Origin of the sequence: Pararhizobium gei, from assembly GCF_029223885.1 — a bacterium.
Taxonomy (GTDB): domain Bacteria; phylum Pseudomonadota; class Alphaproteobacteria; order Rhizobiales; family Rhizobiaceae; genus Pararhizobium; species Pararhizobium gei.
The window spans coordinates 1,635,719-1,661,156 of record NZ_CP119409.1; the positions used below are offsets into that span (position 1 = coordinate 1,635,719).

At 59.7% G+C, this 25,438-nt stretch carries 21 protein-coding genes; 10 read left to right on the plus strand and 11 right to left on the minus strand.

Features of this window, described 5'->3' with window-relative positions; translation table 11 throughout:
- Positions 1 to 85: 85 nt before the first annotated feature.
- Genes PY308_RS07890 through PY308_RS07900 form a run of 3 tightly spaced genes read left to right on the plus strand, consistent with a single transcriptional unit; the run spans position 86 to position 5,189 of the window.
- The gene (locus tag PY308_RS07890; protein WP_275789872.1) at positions 86 to 787 is read left to right on the plus strand and encodes a response regulator transcription factor; all 702 of its coding nucleotides are present in this window, start codon (positions 86 to 88) and stop codon (positions 785 to 787) included.
- Positions 784 to 2,193, plus strand: coding sequence for a sensor histidine kinase (locus PY308_RS07895; RefSeq protein ID WP_275789875.1), 1,410 nt, complete (start codon positions 784 to 786; stop codon positions 2,191 to 2,193). Before PY308_RS07890 ends, PY308_RS07895 begins: the two co-directional genes overlap by 4 nt.
- 38 nt (positions 2,194 to 2,231) lie before the next feature.
- Positions 2,232 to 5,189 carry a bifunctional [glutamine synthetase] adenylyltransferase/[glutamine synthetase]-adenylyl-L-tyrosine phosphorylase gene (locus PY308_RS07900; RefSeq protein WP_275791056.1) on the plus strand — a complete coding sequence of 986 codons (2,958 nt, stop codon included), beginning with the start codon at positions 2,232 to 2,234 and terminating at the stop codon, positions 5,187 to 5,189.
- Here PY308_RS07900 and PY308_RS07905 read toward each other — a convergent pair.
- Both PY308_RS07905 and pepN read right to left on the minus strand, forming a co-directional pair.
- Positions 5,179 to 7,533 carry a PAS domain-containing sensor histidine kinase gene (locus PY308_RS07905; protein WP_275789878.1) on the minus strand — a complete coding sequence of 785 codons (2,355 nt, stop codon included), beginning with the start codon at positions 7,531 to 7,533 and terminating at the stop codon, positions 5,179 to 5,181. The two genes, PY308_RS07900 and PY308_RS07905, sit on opposite strands and share 11 nt — an antisense overlap.
- A 204-nt stretch (positions 7,534 to 7,737) precedes the next feature.
- Positions 7,738 to 10,386 (minus strand): aminopeptidase N, encoded by a 2,649-nt coding sequence (pepN, locus tag PY308_RS07910; protein ID WP_275789880.1) that lies wholly within the window; start codon positions 10,384 to 10,386, stop codon positions 7,738 to 7,740.
- 435 nt (positions 10,387 to 10,821) lie between these two features.
- On the opposite strand from pepN, the gene PY308_RS07915 reads away from it, so the two are divergent.
- The gene (locus PY308_RS07915; RefSeq protein ID WP_275789883.1) at positions 10,822 to 11,760 is read left to right on the plus strand and encodes a DMT family transporter; all 939 of its coding nucleotides are present in this window, start codon (positions 10,822 to 10,824) and stop codon (positions 11,758 to 11,760) included.
- 18 nt (positions 11,761 to 11,778) lie between these two features.
- Here the strand turns inward: PY308_RS07915 and PY308_RS07920 are convergent, their stop codons facing one another.
- The 4 genes from PY308_RS07920 to PY308_RS07935 all read right to left on the minus strand — a co-directional run bounded on the left by PY308_RS07920 (position 11,779) and on the right by PY308_RS07935 (position 16,035).
- Positions 11,779 to 13,059, minus strand: coding sequence for an MFS transporter (locus tag PY308_RS07920; RefSeq protein ID WP_275789885.1), 1,281 nt, complete (start codon positions 13,057 to 13,059; stop codon positions 11,779 to 11,781).
- Positions 13,060 to 13,456: 397 nt separating this feature from the next.
- Complete coding sequence (locus PY308_RS07925) at positions 13,457 to 13,633, minus strand: hypothetical protein (RefSeq protein WP_275789888.1); 177 nt, start codon at positions 13,631 to 13,633, stop codon at positions 13,457 to 13,459.
- Between the two features lie 151 nt (positions 13,634 to 13,784).
- Positions 13,785 to 14,675 (minus strand): uracil-DNA glycosylase, encoded by an 891-nt coding sequence (locus PY308_RS07930; RefSeq protein WP_275789892.1) that lies wholly within the window; start codon positions 14,673 to 14,675, stop codon positions 13,785 to 13,787.
- 61 nt (positions 14,676 to 14,736) lie between these two features.
- Positions 14,737 to 16,035 (minus strand): Hsp70 family protein, encoded by a 1,299-nt coding sequence (locus PY308_RS07935; RefSeq protein WP_275789895.1) that lies wholly within the window; start codon positions 16,033 to 16,035, stop codon positions 14,737 to 14,739.
- 259 nt (positions 16,036 to 16,294) lie between these two features.
- Here PY308_RS07935 and PY308_RS07940 point away from each other — a divergent pair, with 259 nt between their 5' ends.
- The 4 genes from PY308_RS07940 to PY308_RS07955 all read left to right on the plus strand — a co-directional run bounded on the left by PY308_RS07940 (position 16,295) and on the right by PY308_RS07955 (position 20,585).
- Entirely contained in the window at positions 16,295 to 16,513 is a 219-nt protein-coding gene (locus tag PY308_RS07940) for a hypothetical protein (protein ID WP_275789897.1), read from the plus strand.
- 250 nt (positions 16,514 to 16,763) lie between these two features.
- Positions 16,764 to 17,408 carry a hypothetical protein gene (locus PY308_RS07945; protein WP_275789899.1) on the plus strand — a complete coding sequence of 215 codons (645 nt, stop codon included), beginning with the start codon at positions 16,764 to 16,766 and terminating at the stop codon, positions 17,406 to 17,408.
- 2 nt (positions 17,409 to 17,410) lie between these two features.
- A complete protein-coding gene (locus tag PY308_RS07950; RefSeq protein WP_275789901.1) occupies positions 17,411 to 18,493 on the plus strand; it encodes a helix-turn-helix domain-containing protein in 1,083 nt (360 codons plus the stop codon).
- A gap of 427 nt (positions 18,494 to 18,920) precedes the next feature.
- On the plus strand, positions 18,921 to 20,585 hold the full coding sequence (locus PY308_RS07955) for an electron transfer flavoprotein-ubiquinone oxidoreductase (protein ID WP_275789904.1): 1,665 nt from the start codon (positions 18,921 to 18,923) through the stop codon (positions 20,583 to 20,585).
- Positions 20,586 to 20,591: 6 nt separating this feature from the next.
- Here the strand turns inward: PY308_RS07955 and PY308_RS07960 are convergent, their stop codons facing one another.
- Positions 20,592 to 20,957 carry a type II toxin-antitoxin system VapC family toxin gene (locus PY308_RS07960; RefSeq protein WP_275789907.1) on the minus strand — a complete coding sequence of 122 codons (366 nt, stop codon included), beginning with the start codon at positions 20,955 to 20,957 and terminating at the stop codon, positions 20,592 to 20,594.
- Positions 20,957 to 21,151: a type II toxin-antitoxin system VapB family antitoxin gene (locus tag PY308_RS07965; RefSeq protein WP_275789911.1), complete on the minus strand. Its 195-nt coding sequence runs from the start codon at positions 21,149 to 21,151 to the stop codon at positions 20,957 to 20,959. Before PY308_RS07965 ends, PY308_RS07960 begins: the two co-directional genes overlap by 1 nt.
- Before the next feature lie 163 nt (positions 21,152 to 21,314).
- On the opposite strand from PY308_RS07965, the gene PY308_RS07970 reads away from it, so the two are divergent.
- Complete coding sequence (locus tag PY308_RS07970) at positions 21,315 to 21,932, plus strand: L,D-transpeptidase (protein WP_275789914.1); 618 nt, start codon at positions 21,315 to 21,317, stop codon at positions 21,930 to 21,932.
- A 6-nt stretch (positions 21,933 to 21,938) separates the two neighbouring features.
- On the opposite strand, the gene PY308_RS07975 is transcribed toward PY308_RS07970, so the two are convergent.
- Both PY308_RS07975 and PY308_RS07980 read right to left on the minus strand, forming a co-directional pair.
- Positions 21,939 to 22,508, minus strand: coding sequence for a histidine phosphatase family protein (locus PY308_RS07975; protein ID WP_275789915.1), 570 nt, complete (start codon positions 22,506 to 22,508; stop codon positions 21,939 to 21,941).
- Positions 22,509 to 22,704: 196 nt separating this feature from the next.
- Positions 22,705 to 23,142: a DoxX family protein gene (locus PY308_RS07980; RefSeq protein ID WP_275789918.1), complete on the minus strand. Its 438-nt coding sequence runs from the start codon at positions 23,140 to 23,142 to the stop codon at positions 22,705 to 22,707.
- Between the two features lie 309 nt (positions 23,143 to 23,451).
- On the opposite strand from PY308_RS07980, the gene PY308_RS07985 reads away from it, so the two are divergent.
- Positions 23,452 to 24,348 (plus strand): diacylglycerol/lipid kinase family protein, encoded by an 897-nt coding sequence (locus PY308_RS07985; RefSeq protein ID WP_275789921.1) that lies wholly within the window; start codon positions 23,452 to 23,454, stop codon positions 24,346 to 24,348.
- A gap of 16 nt (positions 24,349 to 24,364) precedes the next feature.
- On the opposite strand, the gene PY308_RS07990 is transcribed toward PY308_RS07985, so the two are convergent.
- Positions 24,365 to 25,384: a glycosyltransferase family 2 protein gene (locus PY308_RS07990; RefSeq protein ID WP_275789924.1), complete on the minus strand. Its 1,020-nt coding sequence runs from the start codon at positions 25,382 to 25,384 to the stop codon at positions 24,365 to 24,367.
- Positions 25,385 to 25,438 lie beyond the last annotated feature (54 nt).

The window sequence follows — 25,438 nt, forward strand, 5'->3', positions numbered from 1 at the left end:
GGCGTCTTGCATTTGACGGGCGGCGAAGCCCCCCGGACAAGCGATGCCAAGGCAAACCGGTTGTGAAGGATACGAGGCTCGGACTATGGTCACACGCATGAAGATTCTTATCATCGAAGACGATCTGGAGGCGGCGGCCTACCTGGCGAAAGCATTTCGCGAGGCGGGCATCGTCTCCGACCATGCGAGTGACGGCGAAAGCGGTTTGTTCATGGCCACCGAAAACACCTATGACGTGCTGGTCATCGACCGCATGCTGCCGCGCCGCGACGGGTTGTCGGTTATTACGGAGCTGCGGAACAAGAGCATACACACGCCGGTGCTTATTCTATCGGCCCTTGGTCAGGTTGACGACCGGGTGACCGGCCTGCGCGCCGGCGGCGATGACTATCTGCCGAAGCCCTATGCCTTCAACGAGCTTCTTGCCCGTGTCGAAGTCCTTGGCCGCCGCAAGGGTGCGCCGGAACAGGACATGGTCTACCGGGTCGGCGATCTCGAACTGGACCGCCTGTCGCACAGCGTGCGCCGTCAGGGCAGGGAACTGCTGCTGCAGCCACGCGAATTCCGTCTGCTCGAATATCTCATGAAGAATGCAGGCCAGGTGGTGACGCGCACCATGCTTCTCGAAAATGTCTGGGACTATCATTTTGACCCCCAGACCAACGTGATCGACGTGCATGTCTCGCGCCTGCGCTCGAAGATCGAAAAGGACTTCGACCAGCCGCTGCTTCGCACCGTTCGTGGGGCCGGCTACATGATCAAGGAAGACGGGCGCGCGGACGCATGAGCCGGTTGAGCGTCCTTTTCCGCACGACGGCGCTACGCCTTTCGGCCCTCTATCTTCTGCTTTTTTCCCTCTGCGCCGCCTTTCTCGTCTTTTACGTAACGGCCATGTCGCAACGGCTGCTGGAGCAGCAGACGAAGGATACCGTGGTAGCAGAGGTTGCGCAGATCGAGGCGATCTACGGCCGGGCAGGTGTCAACGGCCTGTTGCGGACATTGGAGCGGCGTGCCCGCCAGCCGGGCGCCAATCTCTACGTCATTGCCGGCCCGACCGGCGAAATTCTGGCCGGCAATGTGGCAAGCCTGCAGCCGGGTCTTCTGGACAAGGAAGGCTGGACGGGCGAGGCATTCCGCTATCATCGCTATACCGATGAAAGCCGCAAGGAATCGCATGTTGCGCTGGCGCATGTTTTGGTGCTGGACAACGGTTTGCGCATTCTGGTCGGACGCGACCTGCAGGAGCCGGAGAAGTTCAGGGGGCTGGTCCGCCAGGCGCTTGTCGTCGCGCTCGGCATCATGGGCATAGGCGCTCTGATCATCTGGTTCGCCATCGGGCGGAATGCCTTGAAGCGCATCGACCGCATGTCGGACGCAAGCACGCGGATCATGGCCGGCGATCTCTCGCAGCGCCTGCCGATGAGCGGTTCGGGCGACGAATTCGACCGGTTGTCCGAATCTCTCAACGCCATGCTCGGCCGGATCGAAAAGCTCAATGAGGGGTTGCGGCAGGTGTCCGACAATATCGCTCATGACCTGAAGACGCCGCTGACACGCCTGCGCAACAAGGCGGAGGCGGCGTTGGCGCACCAGAGCACCAATTCGGGCTACCGCGCCTCGCTGGAAGAAATTATCGGCGAATCCGATCAGTTGATCCGCACGTTCAACGCACTTCTGATGATCTCGCGGGTGGAGGCTGGTTCTGCCGCAGCTGAAATGAGCGACGTCAATCTCTCGCAAAGCGTTGCCGACTGCGTCGAGTTATACGAGCCGCTCGCTGACGAGCACGGGTTGCACCTCCAGGCGGAGGTTCCGCCGGATATCCAACTGACGGGCAACCGCGAATTGATCGGGCAGGCACTGGGCAATCTCATCGACAATGCGATCAAATATGCCGAGGGCGGCGATAATCCTTTGATCACCGTGCGTCTGGCAAGGCGCGACCGGGACTATGTGATTTCCGTTGCGGACCACGGACCGGGCATTCCTGCCGACAAGCGTGGCGACGTCGTCGAGCGTTTCGTACGGCTCGACAATAGCCGAAGCAAGCCCGGCACGGGCCTGGGCCTGTCTCTGGTGGAGGCGGTGATGGAACTGCACCACGGACGCCTCGAATTGACCGACACGCGCATAGCGTCGGAAAACAATCGGGGCTTGACCGCAAGCATGGTTTTCGTGACGCCTTCCGCCTGATAGGCATGAACCATCGGGAGCGATGGAGGATGTTCACGATGCAGGACAACCAGCAGAGTCTGAAGGATATAACCGCGTCCGGTCTGCGCCCGATGAGCCAGGTCGACGGAAAAGCCGTTATCTCCGCACTCAGGGACATGGCGAAGGTTCATCACGAGATTGCCGCCCTGCTGTCGGCCGAGACGCCGATCAAGAATTTCATCATCGGCGCCCTTTCCCTTTCGCCCTACCTGCGCGATACCGCCGTGTCGCAACCCGACGTGCTCGTTCGGGCGCTTTCAGGGCCGATCCGCCCTTACCTCGAAACATGCGTTCGTGCCGCGCGTGACGCATGGCAAAGCGAAGACGCTGGCAAGCCGCTGTCCGATGGCGAGATCATGGCGCGGTTGCGCAAGGCCAAGCGCGACATCGCCTTTGCCATCGCGCTCGCCGATCTTGCCCGCATATTCGATGGACGCGAAACGACGCGCTGGCTGAGCGAGTTTGCCGGCGCTGCGGTCTCCGCTACGGTCGATCATCTGCTGTTAAGCGCGCATGATGCGGCTAAGTTGCATGTGGCCGATCTCGCCTATCCCAGCCAGGCATCCGGGATTGTGGTTCTTGGCATGGGTAAGCTCGGAGCGTTCGAGCTGAACTACTCCTCCGACATCGACCTTGTCGTGTTCTACGATCCGCAAGCGCCGCTGATCGCCGATCCCGAGGCGGCGCCGGAGATCTTTGCAAGGCTTTTGCGCCGCCTGATCCGCATTCTTCAGGAGCGCACCGGCGACGGCTATGTCTTCCGCACCGATCTCAGGCTGAGGCCGGATCCAGGCGCGACGCCGCTGGCAATCCCTATCGAGGCGGCCATGCTCTATTACGAGAGCAGGGGGCAGAACTGGGAGCGCGCCGCCTTTATAAAGGCACGGCCGCTGGCTGGCGATGTGCAGGCGGGCGAGGCTTTCCTGCGGGAACTCACGCCCTTCATCTTCAGGAAATATCTCGACTATGCCGCTATCGCCGACATCCATTCGATCAAGCGGCAGATCCATGCGCACAAGGGCCACGGGGAGATCGCCGTCAAGGGTCACAATATCAAGCTCGGCCGTGGCGGTATCCGCGAAATCGAGTTTTTCGTACAGACGCAGCAACTAATCGCGGGCGGGCGGGTGCCCGAACTCAGGCTGCGGGCGACCGAGCCTATGCTCAAGGCTCTGGCACAGGCCAGATGGATAGACGCGACGACGGCGAAAGACCTCGTTTCGGCCTACTGGTTCCTGAGGGATGTCGAGCATCGGGTGCAGATGGTTCGCGACGAGCAGACGCATGTCCTGCCGACGACCGATGCCGAGTTGAAGCGCATAGCCTATTTGGCCGGCTTCGCCGATACCGCGACCTTCTCCGTCGCCCTGTCGCGTGTCCTGAGAACGGTGGAGCACAGCTATATGCAGCTCTTCGAACAGGAAACCAAGCTTTCGGGAGAGACCGGAAACCTTGTCTTCACGGGGCAGCGGGACGATCCCGATACACTCGAGACCTTGAAAAGGCTCGGTTTCGAGAGGCCGCAGGATATTTCCAGAACGATTCGAACCTGGCACTACGGCCGATATCGTGCGACGCAATCGGCCGAGGCCCGGGAAAGGCTGACGGAAATGACGCCGGAACTCCTCAAGGTGTTCGGGCAGAACAAGCGGGCCGATGAGGCCCTGCTGCGGTTCGACCATTTCCTTGCGGGGCTGCCCGCCGGCATTCAGTTGTTCTCGCTGCTCGGAAACAATCCCGGCTTGCTGTCGCTGATCGTCAACATCATGTCGTCAGCCCCCCGGCTGGCTGAGATCATCGCTCGCAAGCCGCATGTCTTCGACGGCATGCTCGACCCGAACCTGCTGGCCGAGTTGCCGACACGGTCCTATCTGGAAGAGCGGCTTAGCGGGTTTCTTGCCGGCCCACTGCATTATGAAGGTATTCTCGATCGCCTCCGCATCACCGCGTCCGAACAGCGCTTCCTGATCGGCATCCGCCTCCTGACCGGGGTTATCACCGGCGCGCAGGCAGGGCAGGCGCTGACCGATCTTGCCGATCTGATCATCTCGGCAGCGCTCGATGCCGTCCGGACGGAAATCGAGGCGGCGCATGGCCGCTTCCCGGGCGGCGCCGTCGCTGTCATGGGAATGGGCAAGCTCGGGAGCCATGAGCTGACAGCAGGTTCGGACGTGGATATCATTCTTCTCTATGACTACGACGAGACTGCCGGTGAGTCCGATGGCGGCAAACCGCTCGATGCGGTTCGGTATTTTACCCGAATCACGCAGCGTTTGATTTCAGCCTTGTCGGCACCGACGGCCGAAGGCGTCCTGTACGAGGTGGACATGCGGCTGCGACCTTCCGGCAACAAGGGTCCGGTCGCGACGCGCATCAGTGCCTTTGCAAAATATCAGCGCGAAGAGGCATGGACCTGGGAGCATATGGCGTTGACGCGTGCCCGGATCGTCTGCGGCGATGCAGCGCTGACGGAGCATGCAAATAAAATCGTCCAGGACATTCTGGCGCAGGAGCGTGATGCGGCGAAGATCGCCGCAGATGTCGCGGAAATGCGCGAGCTGATCGATATCGAAAAGCCGCCGAGCGACGTCTGGGATTTGAAGCTCATACCGGGCGGCCTGGTCGATATGGAGTTCATCGCCCAATATCTCATGCTTGTCGCGCCGGTCATGGCTAGCAGTGCGGCGGTGCCGGCCGGCATGCCGACCACAGACGTCCTTCAGAGGCTTGGGCCAGCGCTGATAGCCCCCGGCGATATTGACTGCATCCACGAGGCGCTGACGCTTTTTACCGATCTCTCCCAGATCATCCGGCTTTGCCTGGACGGCGATTTCGAAATGAAGGACGCCCCTGCAGGGCTGATCGATCTTCTCTGCCGCGCAGCGGACGCGCCCGATGCAAAAGTGCTGGAGGCCGATGTAAAGCGTCTTTCAAAGGCAGTCAGGCGTATTTTTCAGAGTGTCGTCAAACCATAGCCGCTGAAGCGTCGATTCGTGGATCCGCGTCGGGAATACGCAGCGAGATAATCGTTCCGACGTTTTCAACAGACCGGATTTTCATGCTGCCGCCATGGAGGGTGGTCAGCGATCGCGAGATGGCAAGCCCAAGGCCCGAGCCGCCCTTGCTCTTGGCATACTGGCTCTGCACCTGTTCGAACGGTTGACCGATCTTCTGCAGGGCAGAGCGTGGGATGCCGATGCCTGTATCGGCAATGGTCAGCGTCACGGCACCGGCCACTTTGCGGGCGCGTAACGAAATTCCGCCGCCCTCATTGGTGAACTTGACGGCGTTGGACAGGAGATTGAGCAGGATCTGCTTCATCGCCCGCCTGTCGGCAACCAAGGTCAGGCCGGACGACACCTGCTGCTCGACGCGGATGTTCTTCTGTTGGGCGGGAATGGTGGTGAAACGGAATGTTTCCTCGATCAGCGGCGCGAGATCGATCGTTTCGCGATTGATCTTCATCTGGCCCGCCTCGATCTTCGACATGTCGAGAATATCGTTGATGACGTTCAGCAGGTGTTTGCCGCTGTCATGAATGTCATGCGAGTATTCGTCGTATTTCTCGGACCCGAGCGGACCGAACATCTTTGTCTGCAGGATTTCGGAAAAGCCGAGAATGGCATTGAGCGGCGTCCTCAACTCATGCGACATGTTCGCAAGGAATTCGGACTTGGCACGGTTGGCGGCTTCGGCCCTTTCCTTTTCCGCCTGATAATTGGCATTGGCTACGGAAAGCTCAGCCTTCTGGCGTTCAAGCGTGATCCGCGATGTCGAGAGGTCGCCGATCGTTGCCATCAGACGGCGTTCCGATTCGCGCAGCCGCACCTGATGTCGCTTCAAGAGGGTGATGTCGGTGCCGACCGAAACCAGGCCGCCGTCGCGAGTGCGCCTCTCATTGATCTGCAGCCAGCGTTGGTCGGAGAGCTGGACTTCGGTCGTCTGCGATTGATTGGACCGGTCGGGGTCGGCAATGCGACGTTCGATAATCGGGCGTGATGCCGCAGTCGCTACCACGGAGCGTTCGGTGCCCGGTGCAAGCACATGGTCGGGCAGATCATAGGCTTGCTGGTAATGGGTATTGCACATGACCAGCCGGTCGTTCTTGTCCCACAGAACGAAGGCCTCGGAGGTGCACTCGATGGCGTCGGCCAGCCGTTGATCGGCTTCAGCATAGCGCTGGGCCAGACGATGCTGTTCCGTCACATCCATGGCGATGCCGATCAGGTGAACGCGGCCGGATGCCGTGCGGATCACCTGGGCGCGGGCGCGCATCCAGACATAGTGCCCGTCGGCATGCCGCATCCGGAAAATCTGGTCGATCTGGCGTGCGTCGCCCTTGGCGATGGTGCGGGCGACCTTGTAGATGCTGCCGTCGTCCGGATGCATCAGCCGCGCGGCATCGCCGAAAGAGAGAACGCTGGATTTCGGCGACATGCCGAGCATTTCGTACATGGACCGCGACCAGAAGAGCCTGCGGTTCGGCATGTCGAAATCCCACAGGCCGCAGCGGCCGCGCGACAAGGCAGTTTCAACCCGCAGGTTCGATTCGGCAAAGATGTGGTCGGCATCGCGCGCGCGTTTGGCCTGGATATAATAGGCGTAGAGAACGACGAGCAGGATTGCCGAGATTCCGGCAAACAGAGTCACGTTCAATGACACTTCGTCGCGCCAAAGCTTCTCGATCCGCGAAAGTGGCGTCGCAACCAGCAGTGTACCGGCCGCCGCCGGCGCCTGAGACAGCGCGATGACGTGCTCCGTGCCGCCGACGAAGGTGGTCAGCACCGTCGATTGCTCGCCGAAATATTGGAGTGCGGCAAGTTCCGGAGCCACGGCCGCCAAAGTGCGACCGATATAGCTGGCGCCCTCATGATTGCTGGCAAAAACGCGCCCGTCATTGCGAACAGCCAGAACGAAAGTTCCGGGTTCAAGCATAGCGGCGGGCAGAAACGTGTTCAGTTGCTGCTCGACGACGAGTTTGTCAGTCTTGCTGAACAGCGCGGCGGTATTTTCCTGCAAGGCCGCGCTCGCGGTGGCTGCAGCAAGCACGGTCGCCTGGCGGAAGCTTTCCTCCATGCGCGTATGTTCCTGCATGATGCCGCTGAACCGCGAGATGGCGACGACGAGGAGAAAGGCGGTGATCAGCACCGGTATGGATCGCTTCAAGAGCGGCTCGGCCCGCGCCAGACGCAAGGCCGGCCCACTGAAAATCCGCGCGTGCTGGATGACACCCTTTTCCAGACCTGAAAACTCTGGAAATCTTGGACGCAGCCGTTCGCCGGCTGCGCGCCCGTGCTGCGCTTCCGCCATCTTCGTCAATTGTGTAGACCCTCGTGCGATTCGACGCGCCGCTCGCTCGAACCTGCCCCAATGAATCAATTGTGATTCGGCTTGTCCAGCGGAAAACGTAAAGCGTCGTTAACCATTTTTTGCCCGTGGAAATTTGCACTCGGGTGCTCGTCCGGCTCGGAAGCCGCAAACCCCGCAGGTGCGGGGTTCTGAGCCTCTACAGCCGTGACGGGACTATGCCTTCAACATGCGATCGACGATGTCGCTGATATCGGTCGATAGCTTCGTGCCGTTGGCGATCTCCCGCAAAGCGGCGCGGGCGTGTTCGGCGCGTGTTGTCTCCAGCGACCGCCAGGACCGCATTGACGTGAGGATGCGGGCTGCGAGCTGGGGATTGCGGGGATCGATATCGAGAATCTGCTGCGCAAGGAAGCGATAGCCCTCGCCATCTGCCCGGTTGAAGCCGGTGGGATTGGCAAAGGCAAATGTCCCGACGAGCGCGCGAACGCGGTTGGGATTGCTGGTGGTAAACAGCGGATCGGCCATCAGCGACTTGACCCGGTCGAGTGCGGCGGCGCCCGGGATGGCTGCCTGGATGCTGAACCATTTGTCGATGACCAGAGCGTTGTCGGCAAACCGCTCTTTGAAGTCGGCCAGAGCCTCCTTGGTCTCCGGCGCGTCCGCGAAGCGGTGTGCAAGAACGGACAGCGCCTGGCTCAGATCGGTCATGTTATTGGCTGCCTTGAACGCATCGACCGCCCGGGCAGGGTGGTTTTCGGCATAGACAAGGTAGGAGAGTGCGCTGTTGCGCAAAGCCCTGCGCCCGGCGCTTGCTGCATCCGGGCTGAACGAACCCGTGGCGACCATTGTCTCGACAAGTGTCGAGAATAGGTCGCGGCCGGCTTCTGCGATGGCCGCCATGATCTGCTGGCGGCCGGTATGGATCGCATCGGGGTCATTGTTGGTGCCGATCTCGCGGGCGACATCCGCTTCGCCGGGCAGGGCAAGTACCTGAGCCCGAAAGGCCGGTTCAAGTGTGTCGTCGGCCGCAGCGGTCAAAAGCGCGTCGATAACCGTCAGATCGCAGTCGATCCGGTCGCCGGCCCTTGCGCTCTTTGCAGCAGCAACGAGTTCCTGCATTGCCAACTCGTTGAGTGCCTGCCAGCGCGCGAACAAATCGGTTTCGTGGCGGGCAATCAATGCGCGATCGGCCGCGCTCTGTTCGAATTGCAGATTGATCGGCGCGGAGAAACTACGGTTGAAGGAAACGACAGGCCGCGAGGCGATGTTGTCGAAGGTCACGGTCTGTGCGCGTTCGACGAGGTGAAGGACATCGCCGGTCATCTCGGCGCCGTTTGCCGCAGCGACCGGGACTTCGCTGCCATCTTCCAGCAGAAGCCCGATGCGCAGGGGAATGTGCATCGGCTCCTTTGCGGTCTGTCCGGGCGTCGGTGGAACCATCTGCTCCAGCGACAGCGTCAAAACCTGTCGTGCAGCATCATAGGCCGCAGCAGCCGTGACAAGCGGCGTGCCGGCCTGATGGTACCAAAGCGAAAACTGAGCAAGATCCCGGCCGCTTGTCTCGGCAAAGCAGGCAACGAAGTCCTCGATCGTCACGGCCTGTCCGTCATGGCGGTCGAAATAGAGATCCATACCCCGCTTGAACAGGTCGGCGCCGAGCACGGTCGCTATCATGCGCGTGACTTCACTGCCTTTTTCATAAACGGTGGTCGTATAGAAATTGTTGATCTCACGGTATTTCGTCGGCCGCACCGGGTGCGCCAGGGGACCGGCATCCTCGGGAAACTGTTCCGCCTTGAGATGGCGGACCTCGGCGATACGCTTGACGGCGCGCGACCGCTGATCGGCCGAAAATTCATGGTCGCGGTAAACCGTCAGGCCTTCCTTGAGGCAGAGCTGGAACCAGTCTCGGCAGGTGATGCGGTTGCCGGTCCAGTTGTGGAAATATTCATGCGCAATAATTGCCTCGATATTGGCGTAGTCCGCGTCGGTCGCGGTTTCCGGGTCTGCGAGGACGTATTTGTCGTTGAAGACGTTCAGTCCCTTGTTTTCCATTGCGCCCATGTTGAAGTCCGAGACAGCGACGATCATGAAGATGTCGAGATCATATTCCCGTCCGAACCGTTCTTCGTCCCATTTCATGGAGCGCTTCAGGGCGTCCATGGCATAGGTCGCGCGTGCCTCCTTGCCGTGCTCGACATAAATTTTAAGCGTCACCTCCCGGCCTGACAGGGTGGCGAACGTGTCTTCGATCACGCCGAGATCGCCTGCAACGAGGGCGAAAAGATAGCTTGGCTTTGGATGCGGATCGAACCAGGCGGCAAAATGCCGGCCGTCGCCCATCGAGGCGCCCCCCAGATAGTTACCGTTCGAGAGCAGCAGCGGCGCCGTTTCCTTGTCTGCAATGATGTTCACCGTGTAGACGGCAAGAACGTCCGGACGATCCGGGAAGTAGGTGATGCGGCGGAAGCCTTCTGCCTCGCACTGCGTGCAATAAACATTGTTGGTGCGGTAAAGCCCCATCAGTTGGGTGTTGGCTTGGGGATTGATCTCGGTGGTGATGGTGATCTCGAACGGGGCGGTCGCCGGCAGATCGCGGATCGTCAGGCCGTGTTTGGCGACGTCAAAATCTGCCGCAGCGATCTCCTCCTGGTCGAGCATCAGGCCCGTCATCTTCAAGTCGTCGCCGTTCAGAAAAAGCGGCACGTCGCTCGCCACGTCCTCCCGGCGATGAAAGATCAACCGCGCCTCGACCTTGGTTTCCGTCGGGTCGAGTTCGAAGGTGAGATCTACCCGTTCAAGGACGAAATCGGTCTGCCTGTAATCTTCCAGATGAATGATTTCGCCGGTGTCTGTCCGCATGTTTTGTCTCGCTGGTTCGTCCGCTGCATCGTTTTCAATTAGAGGCCTGGTCGTCGCCAGGAGGCCGTGCATCCTGCGAAGCACTGGATTTGGAAAATCGCCCGCTGAACATCGTCATACTGATCTGCCGCCGCAGCTTTTCACACATCAGAGACTTACGAAATTCGCCCTAACAAGAGCTAAACCAAACGTATCTTTTTGATACGCTTCAGGCAAATCTTCTGCGACACTCCGATTATCCAATAACGGATGCCGACGTGACGATATAGATATCACGGTCTGGAATAATTTCAGGCTCCGATCAAAAAATTGCGTTTCAACGCCTGCGTGGCGGATTTAAGGTGACCTCCAGGTCGAAAGATTTTGCTTTCAATTTTTAAAACGGCTTGCCGATGATCGTCCGGCTGCTGATGCCAGTTGCAGAGTGCATGCCACATGGAAACAGAATTTTCCCATCCCATGAAGGGCATTTCGCTCAAGGTTGTGTCCGTTCTCGTCTTCGTTTGCATGGCAACGCTCATCAAGGCGGCTGGCAAGGACATCTCCACCGGCCAGATTACCTTCTATCGGTCCGCCTTCGCCATTGTCCCCATTCTCGGTTATTTGGCCTTCAAGGGGCAATTGCGCACAGCGTTTTACACCCAGGATATTTTCGGTCATCTGGCGCGTGGCTTCATTGGCATTCTTGCCATGAGCTGCGGCTTCTATGGTCTTGTGCATCTTCCGCTGCCGGAAGCCATCGCCATCGGTTACGCCATGCCGCTGCTTGCCGTGGTGTTTGCCGCGGTCTTCCTGAAGGAAACGGTGCGTGTCTACCGGTGGAGCGCTGTCCTTGTCGGTCTTGTCGGGGTGATGATCATCACCTGGCCGCGGCTGACGCTGCTTCGTGACGGCGGCTTTGGATCCGGTGAAGCGCTTGGTGCTCTGGCGGTTCTCCTGTCGGCAGCGCTTGGCGCCGTCGCCATGGTTCTCGTTCGGAAACTGGTCGTCAGGGAGCGCACGCCGACCATCGTACTCTATTTCTCGTTGTCAGCGTCCTGTTTCTCGCTGCTGACATTGCCGTTCGGCTGGGGGCCGCTGACCCTGGATGCGTTCCTCCTCCTGATGGCGGCAGGATTTTGTGGCGGGGTCGCACAGATCCTGCTGACGCAAAGTTACCGTTATGCCGACATGTCGACCATCGCGCCATTCGAATACACGTCGATCATCCTCGGGCTGGTCATCGGATATTTCCTGTTCGGAGACGTACCGACAACGACGATGCTTGTCGGCACGGCGATCGTCGTCGGGGCAGGCATCTTCATCATTTTTCGAGAGCATCGCCTGGGGCTGGAGCGCAAAGGCGCCCGCAAGCACGTCACGCCGCAGGGGTAGGGAGCGTTCCTGCGTCGCTCAGGGCAGCTTGACCGGAGCCGTGTCGTCCTCGATCCTGTCATCCGGCCGTATTGCCTGGTTCATCGCATTGACTGCTTCCGTTCCCGGCGTGGGCACGGTGTTCGCCTGGAAATCGCTTTTCCCGATCAGGCCATCCTCATGGCTGCGCCGTCCGATGCGCCAGGCGGCATAGGCTCCATAGAGCGCGAAATAGACCGCGAGAACGGCAAACAGGGATGGCGGACCAAAGTGATCCATGACAGGCCCGACCATCAGCGGGCCGGAGATCGTGCCGACACCGTAGGTGATCATCATGCCGGAGGAGACCTCGACATACTCGGTCGGCTCCGCAAGATCATTGGCGTGGGCCACGTTCAAGGCATAAATCGGAAACAGCACAGAGCCGACGCAGGCAGCCAGGACATAGAGGACAAGCGGGTCCGCGCCGACGAACGCAACCATGGCAAGGCAGGAGATCACGCCGATTATGCCGCATGCGACCATGACGATGCGGCGGTCCATCCTGTCGGATGCGCGGCCGATCGGGATCTGGGAAATGGCGCTGCCGGTCAGCAAAGCTGCAAGCAGGGTTGCCCCTTCGGCGGTGGAAAGGCCGATCTTCTGCGTGAAGACACCGCCGAGATTGAGCCAGGCGCCGGCCATTGCGCCCGCGAGAAACGCGCCGACCACGGCGACCGGGGAGCGGCGAAACAGGCTTTTGACATTGAACACGGCCTGCGCCGGCGGCGCCGGCATGGCCGAGGAGGACAGCGCCGTCGGCAGAAGAGCGAGCGAGAAGACGACCCCGCAGAGAATGAACAGCGAGGTATTGGTCGGGTCGCCCAAGGGCACGAGATACTGACCTCCGATGGTGCCCACCATCGTGGTGATGAGGTAGATGGAAAACAGCATGCCGCGATTTTCGTTGGTGACGCGCTCGTTCAGCCAGCTTTCGATGACGAGGTAGCTTCCGGAAATCGCAAAGCCGGAAATGGCGCGAAAGAAGATCCAGGCCCGCCAGTCGACGACGAGGCCGCACAGAAGAATGGCGATGCTGAGCAGCGTAATCAACGCCGCGAAAACCCTGACATGTCCGACACGGGCAACGAATTTCGGCGTGACGATACAGGAGATGGTGAAACCGATCGTATAGCCCGTCGCGATCAGCGAGAAGGTCATCGTCGACCAGCCCTCGGCAACGGAGCGAACCGGCAGGACATAACTCGCCAGCCCGAAGCCGACCATCATCAGCAGCGTCGAGAGAATCAGACTGAACACGGATTTGAAGCTGGCCAGCATGAAAGCTCCCGGTAAACGTCAGCCTCGCTGCCCGATCGGATCGGGTGGCGAGGCTGACGCTGAAACATGACGGAGCGGGCTTGAATGCTCTACGGCCGCCGCTCTTTGCAAAGACGAAAGAGTGTGGCTCTAACCGGATTCTTTGGCGCTGTCGATTGCGACAAGCCGTGCCGCAGAAGAGCGGCGTCTCAGTTGCTTACGCTTAATTCGGAAGGAAGGCGCAGATCGTGTTGCGGTCCGCAGACTTTTGCCCGCCGTCGGCGCTGAGACGGCTGAATTCCCGCGATGCCCGTACGGCTGTGCCAATATCTTCGAATGAAGCGATCAGCAAACGGATGGAGTGCGCCATAGTATAGACCTCTTGAGGTTCGCTCGGAACGGCTTTGCGAAGTCGCGCTTATCGCTGGATGAATTCGGAGAAAATCTGGGCCGGACGCGTGACGCGACCGAAGCTTGCGGCCGTCATCTGTTCGTTCGCAGCCGAACCGAAGCTCATATAGGGGGTGCGAAGCGCGGGGCCGGTCTGGCGGAGCGTTTCAAAGCCGCTGTGAAGAGGGCGAAAACGGGCGGTCATGCGTCAATTCCTTATTCATCCCTCCCGTAACTGTATATTGCGCCGCAGCATAAAATCCGCAAGGCAGCATTTCGCGGTGCTGATATGCGCAAGCTGCATGGCTTTCTTCATCCAATGTTCATAATTCACGCAGTTACACGGGAAGGTTTGGTTAACCAAGCAGCCGGGCTTTAAAGGCGAGCAAATCCTGCCATGCCATGCGCTTGCTGGCCGGTGCCGACAGGAGGTCCTGCGGGTGTAGCGTCGCCAGAGCCGGGACAGTGGTGTCGCCGGTCTTGATGTCGCGCCAGGTACCACGCACCTGATGGATCGTCTCATTGCCGCCGAAGAAGAACCGGCCGGCAAAATTCCCCAAGATGAGCAGGTGCTTCGGTTGCGCCAGCGCGATCTGCCGTTCGATGAATGGCCGGCAGATATCGGTTTCGCGCGGCGAGGGGACGCGGTTGCCCGGCGGGCGCCAGGGGATGACGTTGCTGAGCAGCACCGTGGATCGGTCGAGCCCGATGGCAGCCAGCATCCGGTCGAGCATCTGCCCCTGTTTTCCGGAAAACGGCGCGCCATCACGATCGTCATCGCCATTCGGCATCGGGCCGATGATCATGATGCCGGATGCGGGATCGCCGTCTGCAAAAACAGTGTTGCGGGCGCTGTTTCTGAGATTGCAGTGGGAAAAGGCCTCGATCGCGGCCTTCAATTCGCCAAGTGAGCCCGCTGACTGGGCAGCCTGCCGGGCTTCGGCGATGGCCTGCTCGTCCGGGATCGCCATCTGGGGGGCGATCGGAACGGCGGCGGCAGGGGTGCGGTTTCCAGCGGCATGGCCGGCATCGCGGCCCGTGCGTGCCCGAGGTGTATCACTTGCGGGCAGGTCTTGCGTTTTTTGCAAGGCTTGTCCCATGCCGTTTCCACGCGCTGCCTTCGCTGCCGAAAATTCGGCAAACCGATCGACCGGCGCCTCTTCCAGCAACCATTCGACCCCCGCTTCCGCATGAAAATGCAGAAGCGCGGCAAGCTCGGCCGGGCTCATGTCGTTGCTGGAGATCATCGCTCTCTTCTACAGAAGCGCGTCCCACGGGGAAAGCGGAAAGTCGGCCTGCCCCGAATGGTCAAGCGGCCATCGCCGTCCAGCGTTCGATGTCGTCGCGTTCGCCGATCAGCGCCAGGCCGTGGGCGATCGACAGCAGTTCGCCGCCGCTCTCGATGCGGTGCGCGTCGAAACGGCTTTCGAACAGGCGGCGAATGGCGGGAACGAAGGACGTGCCGCCTGTCAGAAACACCTTGTCGATGCCGGCGGCGGGCGTATTGGTCACCGTCAGCACCTCGTCCAGCGCCTGTTCGATGCGGGCAAGATCCGGCGCGATCCAGCTTTCGAAATCGCTGCGGCGCACCGTCTGGCGGCTTTTTTCGCCGAGCGGCGCGAAATGAAACTCGGTTTCTTCCTCCAGCGACAGCCGCATCTTGGTTGCCGATATCGCCTGATAGAGCGGGTATCCCTCGTCGTGATCGACAAGATCGACGAAGGCTTCGAGCTTCTCCGGCTCGACGGCAGAGCGCACCAACTGCTTGAGGTCGGCAAAATCCTTCAGCGTCTTGAAGATCGACAGCTGGTTCCAGCGGCCGAAATTGGCGTAGTAGCTGGAGGGCACGTCGAGGAGCTTGTCGAAGCTTCTGAACTGGCTGCCCTTGCCGATGAGCGGCGACACCACCGTGTCGATAATGCGGAAATCGAAATGGTCGCCGGCGACGCCGACGCCGGAATGTCCGACAGGCACGGCTGTCAGCTTGCCCGCATGGCTTTCGAAGCGGATGATCGAATAGTCCGTCGTGCCGCCGCCGAAATCGGCGACCAGCACGGTCGCATCCGTCTTGAGCTGCTGGGCAAAGAAGAAGGCGGCCGCGACGGGCTCGTAGACATAGTGGACCTCGGGAAAGCCGAAGGAGGACAGGGCCTTGCCGTAGCGCTCCAACGCCAGCGCCTCGTCGGGATTGCTGCCGGCGAACTGCACGGGACGGCCAACGACGATGCGGCCGAACTCCTGCTTCCAGTCCTCGCCGGCATAGTCGGCGATGCGGGTGAGGAAGGCGCGCATCAGATCCTCGAACGTGTTGCGCCGGGCAAAGATCAGCGTTCCCTGAAACAGCGGGCTTGCCGCGAAGGTCTTGATCGACTGCAGGAAGCGGGCGTCGCCGGGATTATCGATGAATTCCCGGATCGCAGCCTGGCCGGCCTCGATCTTCACGGCAGCCGCGCCCATTTGCGGATGTTTCATGAAGGACAGCGCGGTGCGCATCGAATCGGTCGTGCCGGCGGAACTGGTAAAGCTCAGCGATTGCGTCATGTCGCCCGTCGAGGCGGCGAGCACGGAATTGGTCGTGCCGAAATCGAAGCCGAGTGCCTTGGCCATGAAAGTCTCCGTCTTGGGTGTCCACCGGCAGGGCGGCGGATATCGTCTCGCCAGCGCGCACGCAGCCTCGGAATGCCGTGCGGCAGCCGGAATGCGGGGATAGCGGAGAGCCTGGTGCGTTGGAGGGCGCCTCTTCGCATGGGGCGGGGGCCAAAGCAAGGCGGGATGGAACTAGCGTCTCAGCTAATTTTTTTTGATGGCGACCCATCGCGCAACACCGGCCTTCCCTATATCTTTACGAGAAAGCATTGGAGGCGCAATGACGGTCAAGGAACAAGTCAGCAAGCTGATTAAGTCGAAATCTCCCGACGCAACGTGCGATGACTGCATCGCAGATGCCCTGAAGCTCTCCGTGCGCCAACATGCCAACCACAAGACCATTGAGCTTGGTAACGCCTTTGGCTTTTACCGAAAAACTGGCATCTGCTCGATGTGCAAGAATACCAAAAAGGTTATTTGGTACATCAATCGGATCTAAAGCACACTGCCGATGTGATCGACAACATCGTGAGTTTTGGGCAGGCAATCCAGATGACAAACGATTGACGACGGGTGGAGATCCGACTGCCAAACGAGCTGAAAAATGCGGCCGAGAGGATGAAGCCCGAACGGCGCGTGAAGTTGCGCAGAAACCAGCACAAAAACACTGCAGCGCCAAGGATAGTCTTGATGTTGTTAATTTTCTATGCCACATATGTGGCTCAGAAAATTAACAAGGCTGTTCCGCGATGCTTCCTGAATTTGTCGAGACCACTATCATCGATGGCCCAGATGAAGTTCGGGCGTTCTTGCAAACAATGAATTTGTCGGTGAACGGCGTTTTGGCGATTCGTGACATAGCTTATGTTCATCTCACTGACACGAGTCCACTCATGGCGCGAAATGCAGCGGGCACTCTGGCTTATCATTATGGCCTCGGAGAGATGCGTGTTCAGTTTCTCGGAAAGCACTGGGAAATATGTGTGGAAGGTGGAATTGAAGCCATTGAAGACCCATCGCGGAACGTGCGGCTCGTGTATCAAAATGTTGACGTTTCTTGCTCGCGGGTGACGGCGCCTAAGCCGCGTACCGATAAAGGCGCTGGAACTGAACGTGAGTGCGAATCCAGTTTGTTTGAGTATTACGGCGTCTCGGCACCTCAAAAAGTGAGGGCCGTCCATGGCGGGAAGTCGGTGTATTTTGTAATGGTGGACGATCGAGGCGCGGTGGAGATTTCCCGGCCCGTCATTGAGGATGGGAAGTTTACGAAGTTCATCACTCGCGTTTTTGTTTCTGATGGTTCGGACATTACCAAAGAAAAAGACTTGCCAGTTGTCAGTTTGAGCGAACCTGTTGACGATTTTGAAGTCACCGTACGCAGACGCAGCAAATAGCCATGTTTAGCGGGAAACGACTAACCCTCGCTAGAGATAGACGGGGGCTTACAGGGATTCAACTTTCGGAACTCAGCGGCATAACCGCTGTAACAATATCGCGACTGGAAAGTGGACAGACAAAGCAGCCCGACGACGAAACGATCGCCCGCCTTGCCGGCGCTCTTCGCTATCCCGGTGATTTCTTCTTTAAGGCGGCGCCGGAAGAGCTTGACGATAACACTGTTAGCTTCCGAAGCCTTAAGAAGATGAGCGCAAAACAGAAGAATGCGGCACTTGGCGCTGGGAGCTTGGGTCTTGAACTTTATGACTTAGTTGAAAACGACTACCATCTGCCAGAGCCTAACGTGCCAGAGTTCAGCGGTGGCCATGAGCCCTATGTTGCGGCTAGACTTGTTAGGCAGCATTGGGGGCTTGGAGACCGCCCTATTGGCAACGTCCTCCGGCTTCTTGAATCAAGGGGTGTCCGTGTGCTCTCTTTGGAAGAAAGTAATAAAAATGTAGATGCTTTTTCTTTCTGGAGAAAAGGAAAACCGTTTGTCTTCCTTAACACGTTCAAGACCGCTGAACATAGTATTTTTGACTGCGGACATGAGCTAGGGCATCTGTGTTTGCATAAGCATGCAGGCCCAAGATCTATAAAATCTGCTGAGATGGAAGCAAATATGTTTGCTTCATCATTTTTAATGCCAGAACACGACGTAAAGGCGGCGATACCTCATCGTCTGATCAGCGTTAAGACGATCATTGCATCAAAGATTAGGTGGAAAGTCTCAGCTATGGCTCTTACTGTTCGGCTTCACCAGCTTGAGATGCTTTCGGATTGGCAATATCGGTCGATGTGCATTGATCTTGGTAAGCTCGGGTATCGTTCTTCTGAAAAGATTGGCGTCGTACGAGAGAAATCCGTCCTTTGGCAAAAAATTCTAGCTGATCTTTGGTCAAAGAAATTGACCAAGGAGGATCTGGGTAAGAAACTAGGCTTTCCATATGACGAAGTTGAGCGACTCATCTTCCAACTTGCAGGTGATGTGCCGGTCCCATCACCTCAAAAGGTTCAACTCAAAGAGGTGCCGAAGGCGTGAGGGGCAATCCACTGCGCTGTGCATGTTTCGCTACCGCTACACCCCCGATGGCGAGCGGATCGACAATATCACCGACTGGGGCCTGAAGCAGTTTCAAAAGGCCTATGGCAAAGACGGGCGAGGGTCCGGGGCTGATCTCCCCCTTGTGGGGGAGATGTCACCTTTGGTGACAGAGCCTGTCCTCAGGATTGCCGAAGACAAGACCCGTGGGGGCCACCCTCCCACAAGGAGAAAGGAAAGCGCCCGGCGTTAGTTCGCGGCTTTTTACGTTTACGTACACGTCATATTTTTGTATCCTCGTTCATCACCTCATGCGCAATTCGCAGGCCTTGCGTCGCAGACCGGCTCGACAAGGTTTTGCGTATTTGTCATGAGGGGAGGTGCGAACCGCGCCGGTGCTGGCGGGGCAGGGACTGGAGACACGACGATGAGCGACAGACAAGAACTGCCCGAACGCGAGTCCATGGAATTCGACGTGGTGATCGTTGGTGCGGGGCCGGCGGGTCTTTCTGCGGCCATCCGGCTGAAGCAGGTGAACCCGGAGCTTTCGGTCGTGGTCGTGGAAAAGGGCGCCGAAGTCGGCGCACATATCCTGTCGGGCGCGGTCGTCGATCCGCTGGGCATGGACCGTCTTCTGCCGGGTTGGCGCGAAGAGGAGGGGCATCCCTTCAAGACCAAGGTGATTGACGACCAATTCCTGCTGCTCGGCCCGGCCGGATCGATCCGCCTGCCCAACTTCGCCATGCCGCCGCTGATGAACAATCACGGCAACTATATCGTCTCGCTCGGCAATGTCTGTCGGTGGCTGGCCGAAAAGGCGGAAGGCCTGGGTGTCGAGATCTATCCGGGTTTCGCCGCTACCGAGGTTCTCTACAATGAACAGGGTGCCGTGACCGGGATCGCCACCGGCGATATGGGCATTGAGAAGAACGGCGAGCCCGGCCAAAACTTTGCCCGCGGCATGGAACTGCTCGGCAAGTACACGCTGATCGGCGAGGGCGTGCGCGGTTCGCTCGCCAAGCAACTGATCGCCAAATTCGATCTGTCGAAAGACCGCGAGCCGCAAAAATACGGGCTCGGCATCAAGGAGCTCTGGCAGGTCAAGCCGGAGAACCACAAGCAAGGCCTCGTCCAGCATTCCTTTGGCTGGCCGCTTGGCATGAAGACGGGCGGCGGCTCCTTCCTCTACCATCTCGAGGACAACATGGTTGCCGTCGGCTTTGTCGTGCACCTGAATTACAAGAATCCCTATCTCTATCCGTTCGAGGAATTCCAGCGTTTCAAGACGCATCCGGCGATCCGCGGCACTTTCGAGGACGGCAAGCGCCTGTCCTACGGCGCCCGCGCCATCACCGAGGGCGGCTACCAGTCGGTTCCGAAACTGTCTTTCCCCGGCGGCGCCCTCATCGGCTGTTCCGCCGGTCTGGTCAACGTGCCGCGCATCAAGGGCAGCCACAATGCCGTGCTCTCGGGCATGCTGGCGGCTGAAAAGATCGCCGATGCGATCGCGGCAGGCCGCGCCAATGACGAGGTCGTCGAGATCGAGAACGGCTGGCGCGACAGCGCCATCGGCTCCGACCTCAAGAAGGTGCGCAACGTCAAGCCGCTCTGGTCGAAGTTCGGCACCGCGCTCGGCGTGGCGCTGGGCGGGCTCGACATGTGGACCAATACGCTGCTCGGCTTCTCCTTCTTCGGCACGCTGAAGCATGGCAAGACGGATGCGCAGGCGCTGGAGCCGGCCGCAAAGCACAAGCCGATCGCCTATCCGAGGCCGGATGGCGTGCTGACCTTCGACCGCCTCTCCTCGGTGTTCCTGTCGAACACCAATCACGAGGAAGACCAGCCGGTGCATCTGAAGGTCAAGGACATGGAGCTGCAGAAGCGTTCCGAGCACGACAACTATGCCGGGCCTTCGACACGCTACTGTCCGGCCGGCGTCTACGAATGGGTGGAGAAGGACGGCGACGAGGTCTTCGTCATCAACGCCCAGAACTGCGTCCACTGCAAGACCTGCGACATCAAGGACCCCAACCAGAACATCACCTGGGTGCCGCCGCAGGGTGGTGAGGGGCCGGTCTATCCGAATATGTGAGTGATGTCAGCGGTTGTAGCCGACGCCGAAGGAGGCAGCGATTTCGGCCAGCCGTTTGTCGCGGGTCCAAAGGCATGCCTCCGGCGTCAAAAGAGTCGATGCCAGTAAATGGACATCAATATATCCGACGCCTCGTCCGTAGAGTCGATGTTCACGAACCAGATAGAGAACATCGTCGTCCCGTGCCTTTGTTGCCAAAGGAAATTTCGAAAGACCGCGCATCGTGAAATCGTAACGCGGGATACTGCCCAACCCGATCTCTCCGATCACAAAAGGGTGCATCAGGACGCTGCTGCTCTCCAAAAGAGCCTGCAATTCTTCGACGGGCGCGCGAAGATGGTCGATCCAGACAGAGGCATCGACAAGTATCATTATGCGCCAAATCGCCGACGCGGGGGTGCCTCGATGTCCGGCGCGCTGCCTCCCAGTCTCGATAGCCGCCGCGCTGCCTCTCTTTGGACAAGAGCGGTCAACGCCTCTTTTATGACGGCAGCCGTCTCCTCGATGCCTGAAAATTCCTTGGCATCGGCAAGCAACGCGTCGTCAATTGTCACGGTGGTTCGCATTTGCCTACTCCACAGCGTCAAAACCAGCATCAGTCTGCATCAATTTCAATTCGCAGGCCAACGAAAAATCATTGCGTGCAGAGTCCCAGGCGTCCCTTAACCCACCATTAACCATGTTTTCCTTAAGTTCGGTTGCGTCAACTCGATCTTAAGGAAACGCCTGATGTCGCTTACCCGCCGTGGCCTGCTTCTCGGCATGTCCGCTCTCCTTGCCGGCTGCGTGACACGCGGGCCGGGTGCCGCGTTGAACTACGCGGCACTTCCGGGCGAAAAATTTCCGCTGCCGGCCATGCCGCTCGACAAGATCAAGCCGGAACTGCGCCGGCAGGAGGTCGCCTACGAGACTAAGCACGACGCGGGCACCATCGTCGTCGATACCCCGGCGCGCAGGCTCTATTATGTGCTGGGCGGCGGCAGGGCCATGCGTTACGGCATCGGCGTCGGCCGCAACGGCTACGCGCTGGCGGGCTCCGCCTATATCGGCCGCAAGGCCGAATGGCCAAGCTGGACGCCGACCGACAACATGATCCGCCGCGATCCCGGCCGCAACCGCAAATATGCCGGGGGTGTACCGGGCGGTCTCAGCAATCCGCTCGGCGCGCGCGCCATCTATCTCTATCGCGGCGGCAACGACACCATGTTCCGCATTCACGGCACGACCCAGCCCTGGTCGATCGGCCAGGCCATGTCGAGCGGCTGCGTGCGCATGCTCAATCACGATGTCATCGACCTCTACGAGCGCGTCGAGCCCGGCGGCCGCGTCGTCGTCCTGCAGGCTTAAGCGTTCCTAGCCGCCAGGCTGGATGCGGCCCTCAACGGCGAGGGTGCCGTTTGGCGTCACGGAGACGAGGATGATCTCGCCGGATGAAACGCCGCCGCCGACGAGGGCGGTGATGTTGACCTGATGGGTGACGAGGATCGCCTTGTCCTGCGGCGACAAGGATGAAAGCAGCGTAACCACGTCGCGGGTCTGCTTCTGTCGGGTTGAGCTATCCTCGAAAAAGGAATTGAGGGCTGGCTCCTCGCGCGCCGTGCCGAGCCCGAGAAGACGCGCCGTGTCCCTCGTCCGGCACCACTGGCTGGTCAATACGCGGTTGACGGGGACACCGTGTGCACGGATCGCCGCGCCAATGGCTTCGGCCTCGTCGCGGCCCCTTTGATCGAGATTGCGCTGTGTTGCGCAATCTCCGAGGCGGAAGTTAGCGGGATCACCTATTCCAGGGGCCGTTGCATGGCGCATAAGAGCGTGCGTGCCCGGAAGCCGGAAGGTTGCCCAGGCATCGTTGTCCTGCGCACGTGCTGGGGATGTGCCCAGTGCGCAAAAGCACAAAGCCAGGATGATGCGCTGCCATGCCATGAGCCGTCTCCATGTTGATGAACGATACATGGCGCATCACTCTGCGCCGGCAAGCGGCGCGGCCTTTTGTCGGCATTCATGGCACGAAGGACGGTGCTCCCAGCACCTGTAGAGAAGACCCTTGCGGAGAGGCGGCATCGACCGATCCAGTCGCGAAAGATCCGCAGGTGCTGCACCTGCGGATCCTCGTATGCCATCAGGCGTTCGCGTATTCGCGGCGGGCGGCCGCGGGAGCGTCCTGCGGCACCGACTTCCAGGAGACGACCATCAGCGCGCCGATCACGGTGATATGCTCCATGACCACATAGAATTCGATGGTTTTCATCGGTTCCTGCATGGTCCAGAACGTGTGGGCGATGGGAATGGTCAGCGCCGTGAAGACCGCAAGCGCGCCGGCGCCGAGCCATGTCCAGCGGTTTGCAATAATCAGCGCCGAACCGCCGAGCTGGGTCACGATGACGGCAACCGCGTAGAGTGGCGCGGGTTCAAGCCCGAAATGGGACATCTCCGCGACTGCGGCATCAAAATCGACGAGCTTGGCAATGCCGCTCGCCCAGAAAATATAGGTCAGCACGATGCGTGCCAGAATGCCGAATATGCGGCTTTCAAGAAGAGTACGAATAAAGGATGGCATTTTTGTCTCCAATGGCTGAGTTTAATGCCGTCCGCACCGGCCCGCGGGGTTCGGACCGGTCCGGACGGCGCGTCGTTCCGGCTGGGCGGACAGTCCGGTTCGTCGCCGGGGGTGTATAGGATGGCAAGGCGGGTTGCGGGCGTCCCCGGGGGAACTGCAGTCTTCGCCAGACACTGCCGTTGCGGCAATTGCGGCCGGACGCACCTTCGAAGCAAAAACTAAATTGCTGCTCAACACGGCCCGCCCTCACAATTTCACCAATGCGTCCCATATCATGCCTGCGGCACGGCGCCGTCACAAGGACCAGGAATGAAGATCAAGGCCATTTTCAATCGCGACGGGGGCACGTTTCGCACCACGGATATGCAGGCCTACGGCCAGAAAGCCGAGGACGTTTTCCGCGAAGCCGGGCACCAGCTTGAAATTGCCGTCGTTTCCGGATCGGACATGGGGGATGTGCTTGAGCAAACCGCGCGGCGCGACGATCTGGATGCGATGATCGCTGGAGGCGGGGACGGCACGATCTCGTCTGCTGCGGCGGTTGCCTGGAAAAACGGAATGCCGCTGGGCATCGTCCCGGCTGGAACCATGAATCTTTTTGCGCGGGCGCTGAAGCTGCCGCTCGATATCTGGAAGGTGCTGGATGTTCTGGCTGACAGTAAGATTATAGACGCCGATATCGGCAGCGCCAACGGTCGCGCCTTCGTGCATCAGTTTTCGATGGGCCTGCATGCGCGGATGGTGCGCTACCGCGAATCCTACAGCTTTGCATCCCGCATCGGCAAGATCAGGGCCAGCACCCGGGCTGCCGTCGGGGTGATCTTCAATCCTCCGGAGTTTATGATCGACTTCGACATGGACGGCAAGCGCGAGAGGCGCAAGGTTTCCGCCCTGTCTGTCGCCAACAATCATTTCGGAGCCAATAGCCTGATGTATGCCGATGACGTGACGGGCGGCCATCTGGGCATCTATACCGCCCCGCCTCTGAAGCCGGCAGGCGTCGCCAAGCTGACGCTCGATATCCTGCGCGGAAAATTCCGGGAAAGCCCGCTGATCACCGAAATGAGCGGGGTCGCGATCGACCTGCATTTCCCGCATGCGCGCCGGGATACGAACTGCGTGATCGATGGCGAATTGCTGCCCGTCGGCCGTGATGTTGCGTTGCGCATCCATCCCGGCGAGCTGAAGGTTCTCGTGCCGAAATAGGCCACTGCCCCTGCGATCAGGCGCCCCTGTCGGTGCTGTCGAAAACCTTGCGCACGATATAGGGCGGCGTGTCGTTCTCGCCGGAATAGACACGGGCCATCATTTCCGCCAGGATTCCCGTCGTAATAAGCTGGACCGAGGCGAGAAACAGCATGACCCCGACGATGAGCATTGGCCGCGCGCCGATATCGTTCCCCAGCACAAATTTGTCCGTGAACAGATAAATCAAAACGAGACCGCTCAACGCCCCGGCGGCGAGGCCGATCGAGCCGAAGAAGTGGCCGGGCCGCGCCTTGTAGCGCATGAAGAATAGCACGGACAGGAGATCGAGAATGACCCGGAAGGTGCGGGAAATCCCGTATTTCGACGATCCGTGCTCGCGTGCGTGATGCGTCACCGGCATTTCGCCGATCCGGCTGCTCGGAACGACGCCCGCGACCCAGGCCGGAATGAAGCGGTGCATCTCGCCCATCAGCTTGACCTGCTTGATGATCGAGGCCTTGTAGATCTTCAGGCTGCAGCCGTAGTCGTGCAGCTTGACGCCGGTGATCTTGCCGATCAGGTGATTGGCGCACCAGGACGGAATCTTGCGCAGGAAAAGCCCGTCCTGCCGGTTCTTGCGCCATCCGACAAGCAGATCGAGTTCGCGTTCCTCGATGGCTGCGACCATGGCGGGAATGTCGCGCGGATCGTTCTGGAGGTCGCCGTCGAGGGTTGCGATCAGCCGTCCGGTCGCCGCGTCTATCCCGGCCTGCATGGCCGCGGTCTGACCGAAGTTGCGCTGGAGTTCAACAATCCGCAGATGAAGCAGCGGGTCGGCCAGTTCCTTGCGGGCATTTGCCAGCGTCGCATCGCTGCTGCCGTCATCGACGAGAATCAGTTCCCAACTGCCGGCAAACCCGCCCATTGCATCGCGAATCCGCGATACAAGCGGCCCGATGCTGTCCTCTTCGTTGAAAATCGGCACCACGATGGACAACTCGACCTGCTCGGCTGCGACTGCCTCGTCTTTATTCGCTTCCAGAATGGTATCCACTGACAAAGCCTTTCAAATCCGCAGGTTCTCTCGCCCGAGTTCTCGTGATAACAG

What these genes read in the sequence shown, in the direction of transcription:
- PY308_RS07930 (WP_275789892.1), bottom strand. Translation starts at nt 14,675, where the DNA reads ATGATCTCCAGCAACGACATGAGCCCGGCCGAGCTTGCCGCGCTTCTG.
- PY308_RS07970 (WP_275789914.1), top strand. Translation starts at nt 21,315, where the DNA reads ATGTCGCTTACCCGCCGTGGCCTGCTTCTCGGCATGTCCGCTCTCCTT.
- PY308_RS07900 (WP_275791056.1), top strand. Translation starts at nt 2,232, where the DNA reads ATGCAGGACAACCAGCAGAGTCTGAAGGATATAACCGCGTCCGGTCTG.
- PY308_RS07955 (WP_275789904.1), top strand. Translation starts at nt 18,921, where the DNA reads ATGAGCGACAGACAAGAACTGCCCGAACGCGAGTCCATGGAATTCGAC.
- PY308_RS07940 (WP_275789897.1), top strand. Translation starts at nt 16,295, where the DNA reads ATGACGGTCAAGGAACAAGTCAGCAAGCTGATTAAGTCGAAATCTCCC.
- PY308_RS07915 (WP_275789883.1), top strand. Translation starts at nt 10,822, where the DNA reads ATGGAAACAGAATTTTCCCATCCCATGAAGGGCATTTCGCTCAAGGTT.
- PY308_RS07980 (WP_275789918.1), bottom strand. Translation starts at nt 23,142, where the DNA reads ATGCCATCCTTTATTCGTACTCTTCTTGAAAGCCGCATATTCGGCATT.
- PY308_RS07965 (WP_275789911.1), bottom strand. Translation starts at nt 21,151, where the DNA reads ATGCGAACCACCGTGACAATTGACGACGCGTTGCTTGCCGATGCCAAG.
- PY308_RS07975 (WP_275789915.1), bottom strand. Translation starts at nt 22,508, where the DNA reads ATGGCATGGCAGCGCATCATCCTGGCTTTGTGCTTTTGCGCACTGGGC.
- PY308_RS07960 (WP_275789907.1), bottom strand. Translation starts at nt 20,957, where the DNA reads ATGATACTTGTCGATGCCTCTGTCTGGATCGACCATCTTCGCGCGCCC.
- pepN (WP_275789880.1), bottom strand. Translation starts at nt 10,386, where the DNA reads ATGCGGACAGACACCGGCGAAATCATTCATCTGGAAGATTACAGGCAG.
- PY308_RS07935 (WP_275789895.1), bottom strand. Translation starts at nt 16,035, where the DNA reads ATGGCCAAGGCACTCGGCTTCGATTTCGGCACGACCAATTCCGTGCTC.
- PY308_RS07920 (WP_275789885.1), bottom strand. Translation starts at nt 13,059, where the DNA reads ATGCTGGCCAGCTTCAAATCCGTGTTCAGTCTGATTCTCTCGACGCTG.
- PY308_RS07890 (WP_275789872.1), top strand. Translation starts at nt 86, where the DNA reads ATGGTCACACGCATGAAGATTCTTATCATCGAAGACGATCTGGAGGCG.
- PY308_RS07950 (WP_275789901.1), top strand. Translation starts at nt 17,411, where the DNA reads ATGTTTAGCGGGAAACGACTAACCCTCGCTAGAGATAGACGGGGGCTT.
- PY308_RS07985 (WP_275789921.1), top strand. Translation starts at nt 23,452, where the DNA reads ATGAAGATCAAGGCCATTTTCAATCGCGACGGGGGCACGTTTCGCACC.
- PY308_RS07895 (WP_275789875.1), top strand. Translation starts at nt 784, where the DNA reads ATGAGCCGGTTGAGCGTCCTTTTCCGCACGACGGCGCTACGCCTTTCG.
- PY308_RS07945 (WP_275789899.1), top strand. Translation starts at nt 16,764, where the DNA reads ATGCTTCCTGAATTTGTCGAGACCACTATCATCGATGGCCCAGATGAA.
- PY308_RS07925 (WP_275789888.1), bottom strand. Translation starts at nt 13,633, where the DNA reads ATGACCGCCCGTTTTCGCCCTCTTCACAGCGGCTTTGAAACGCTCCGC.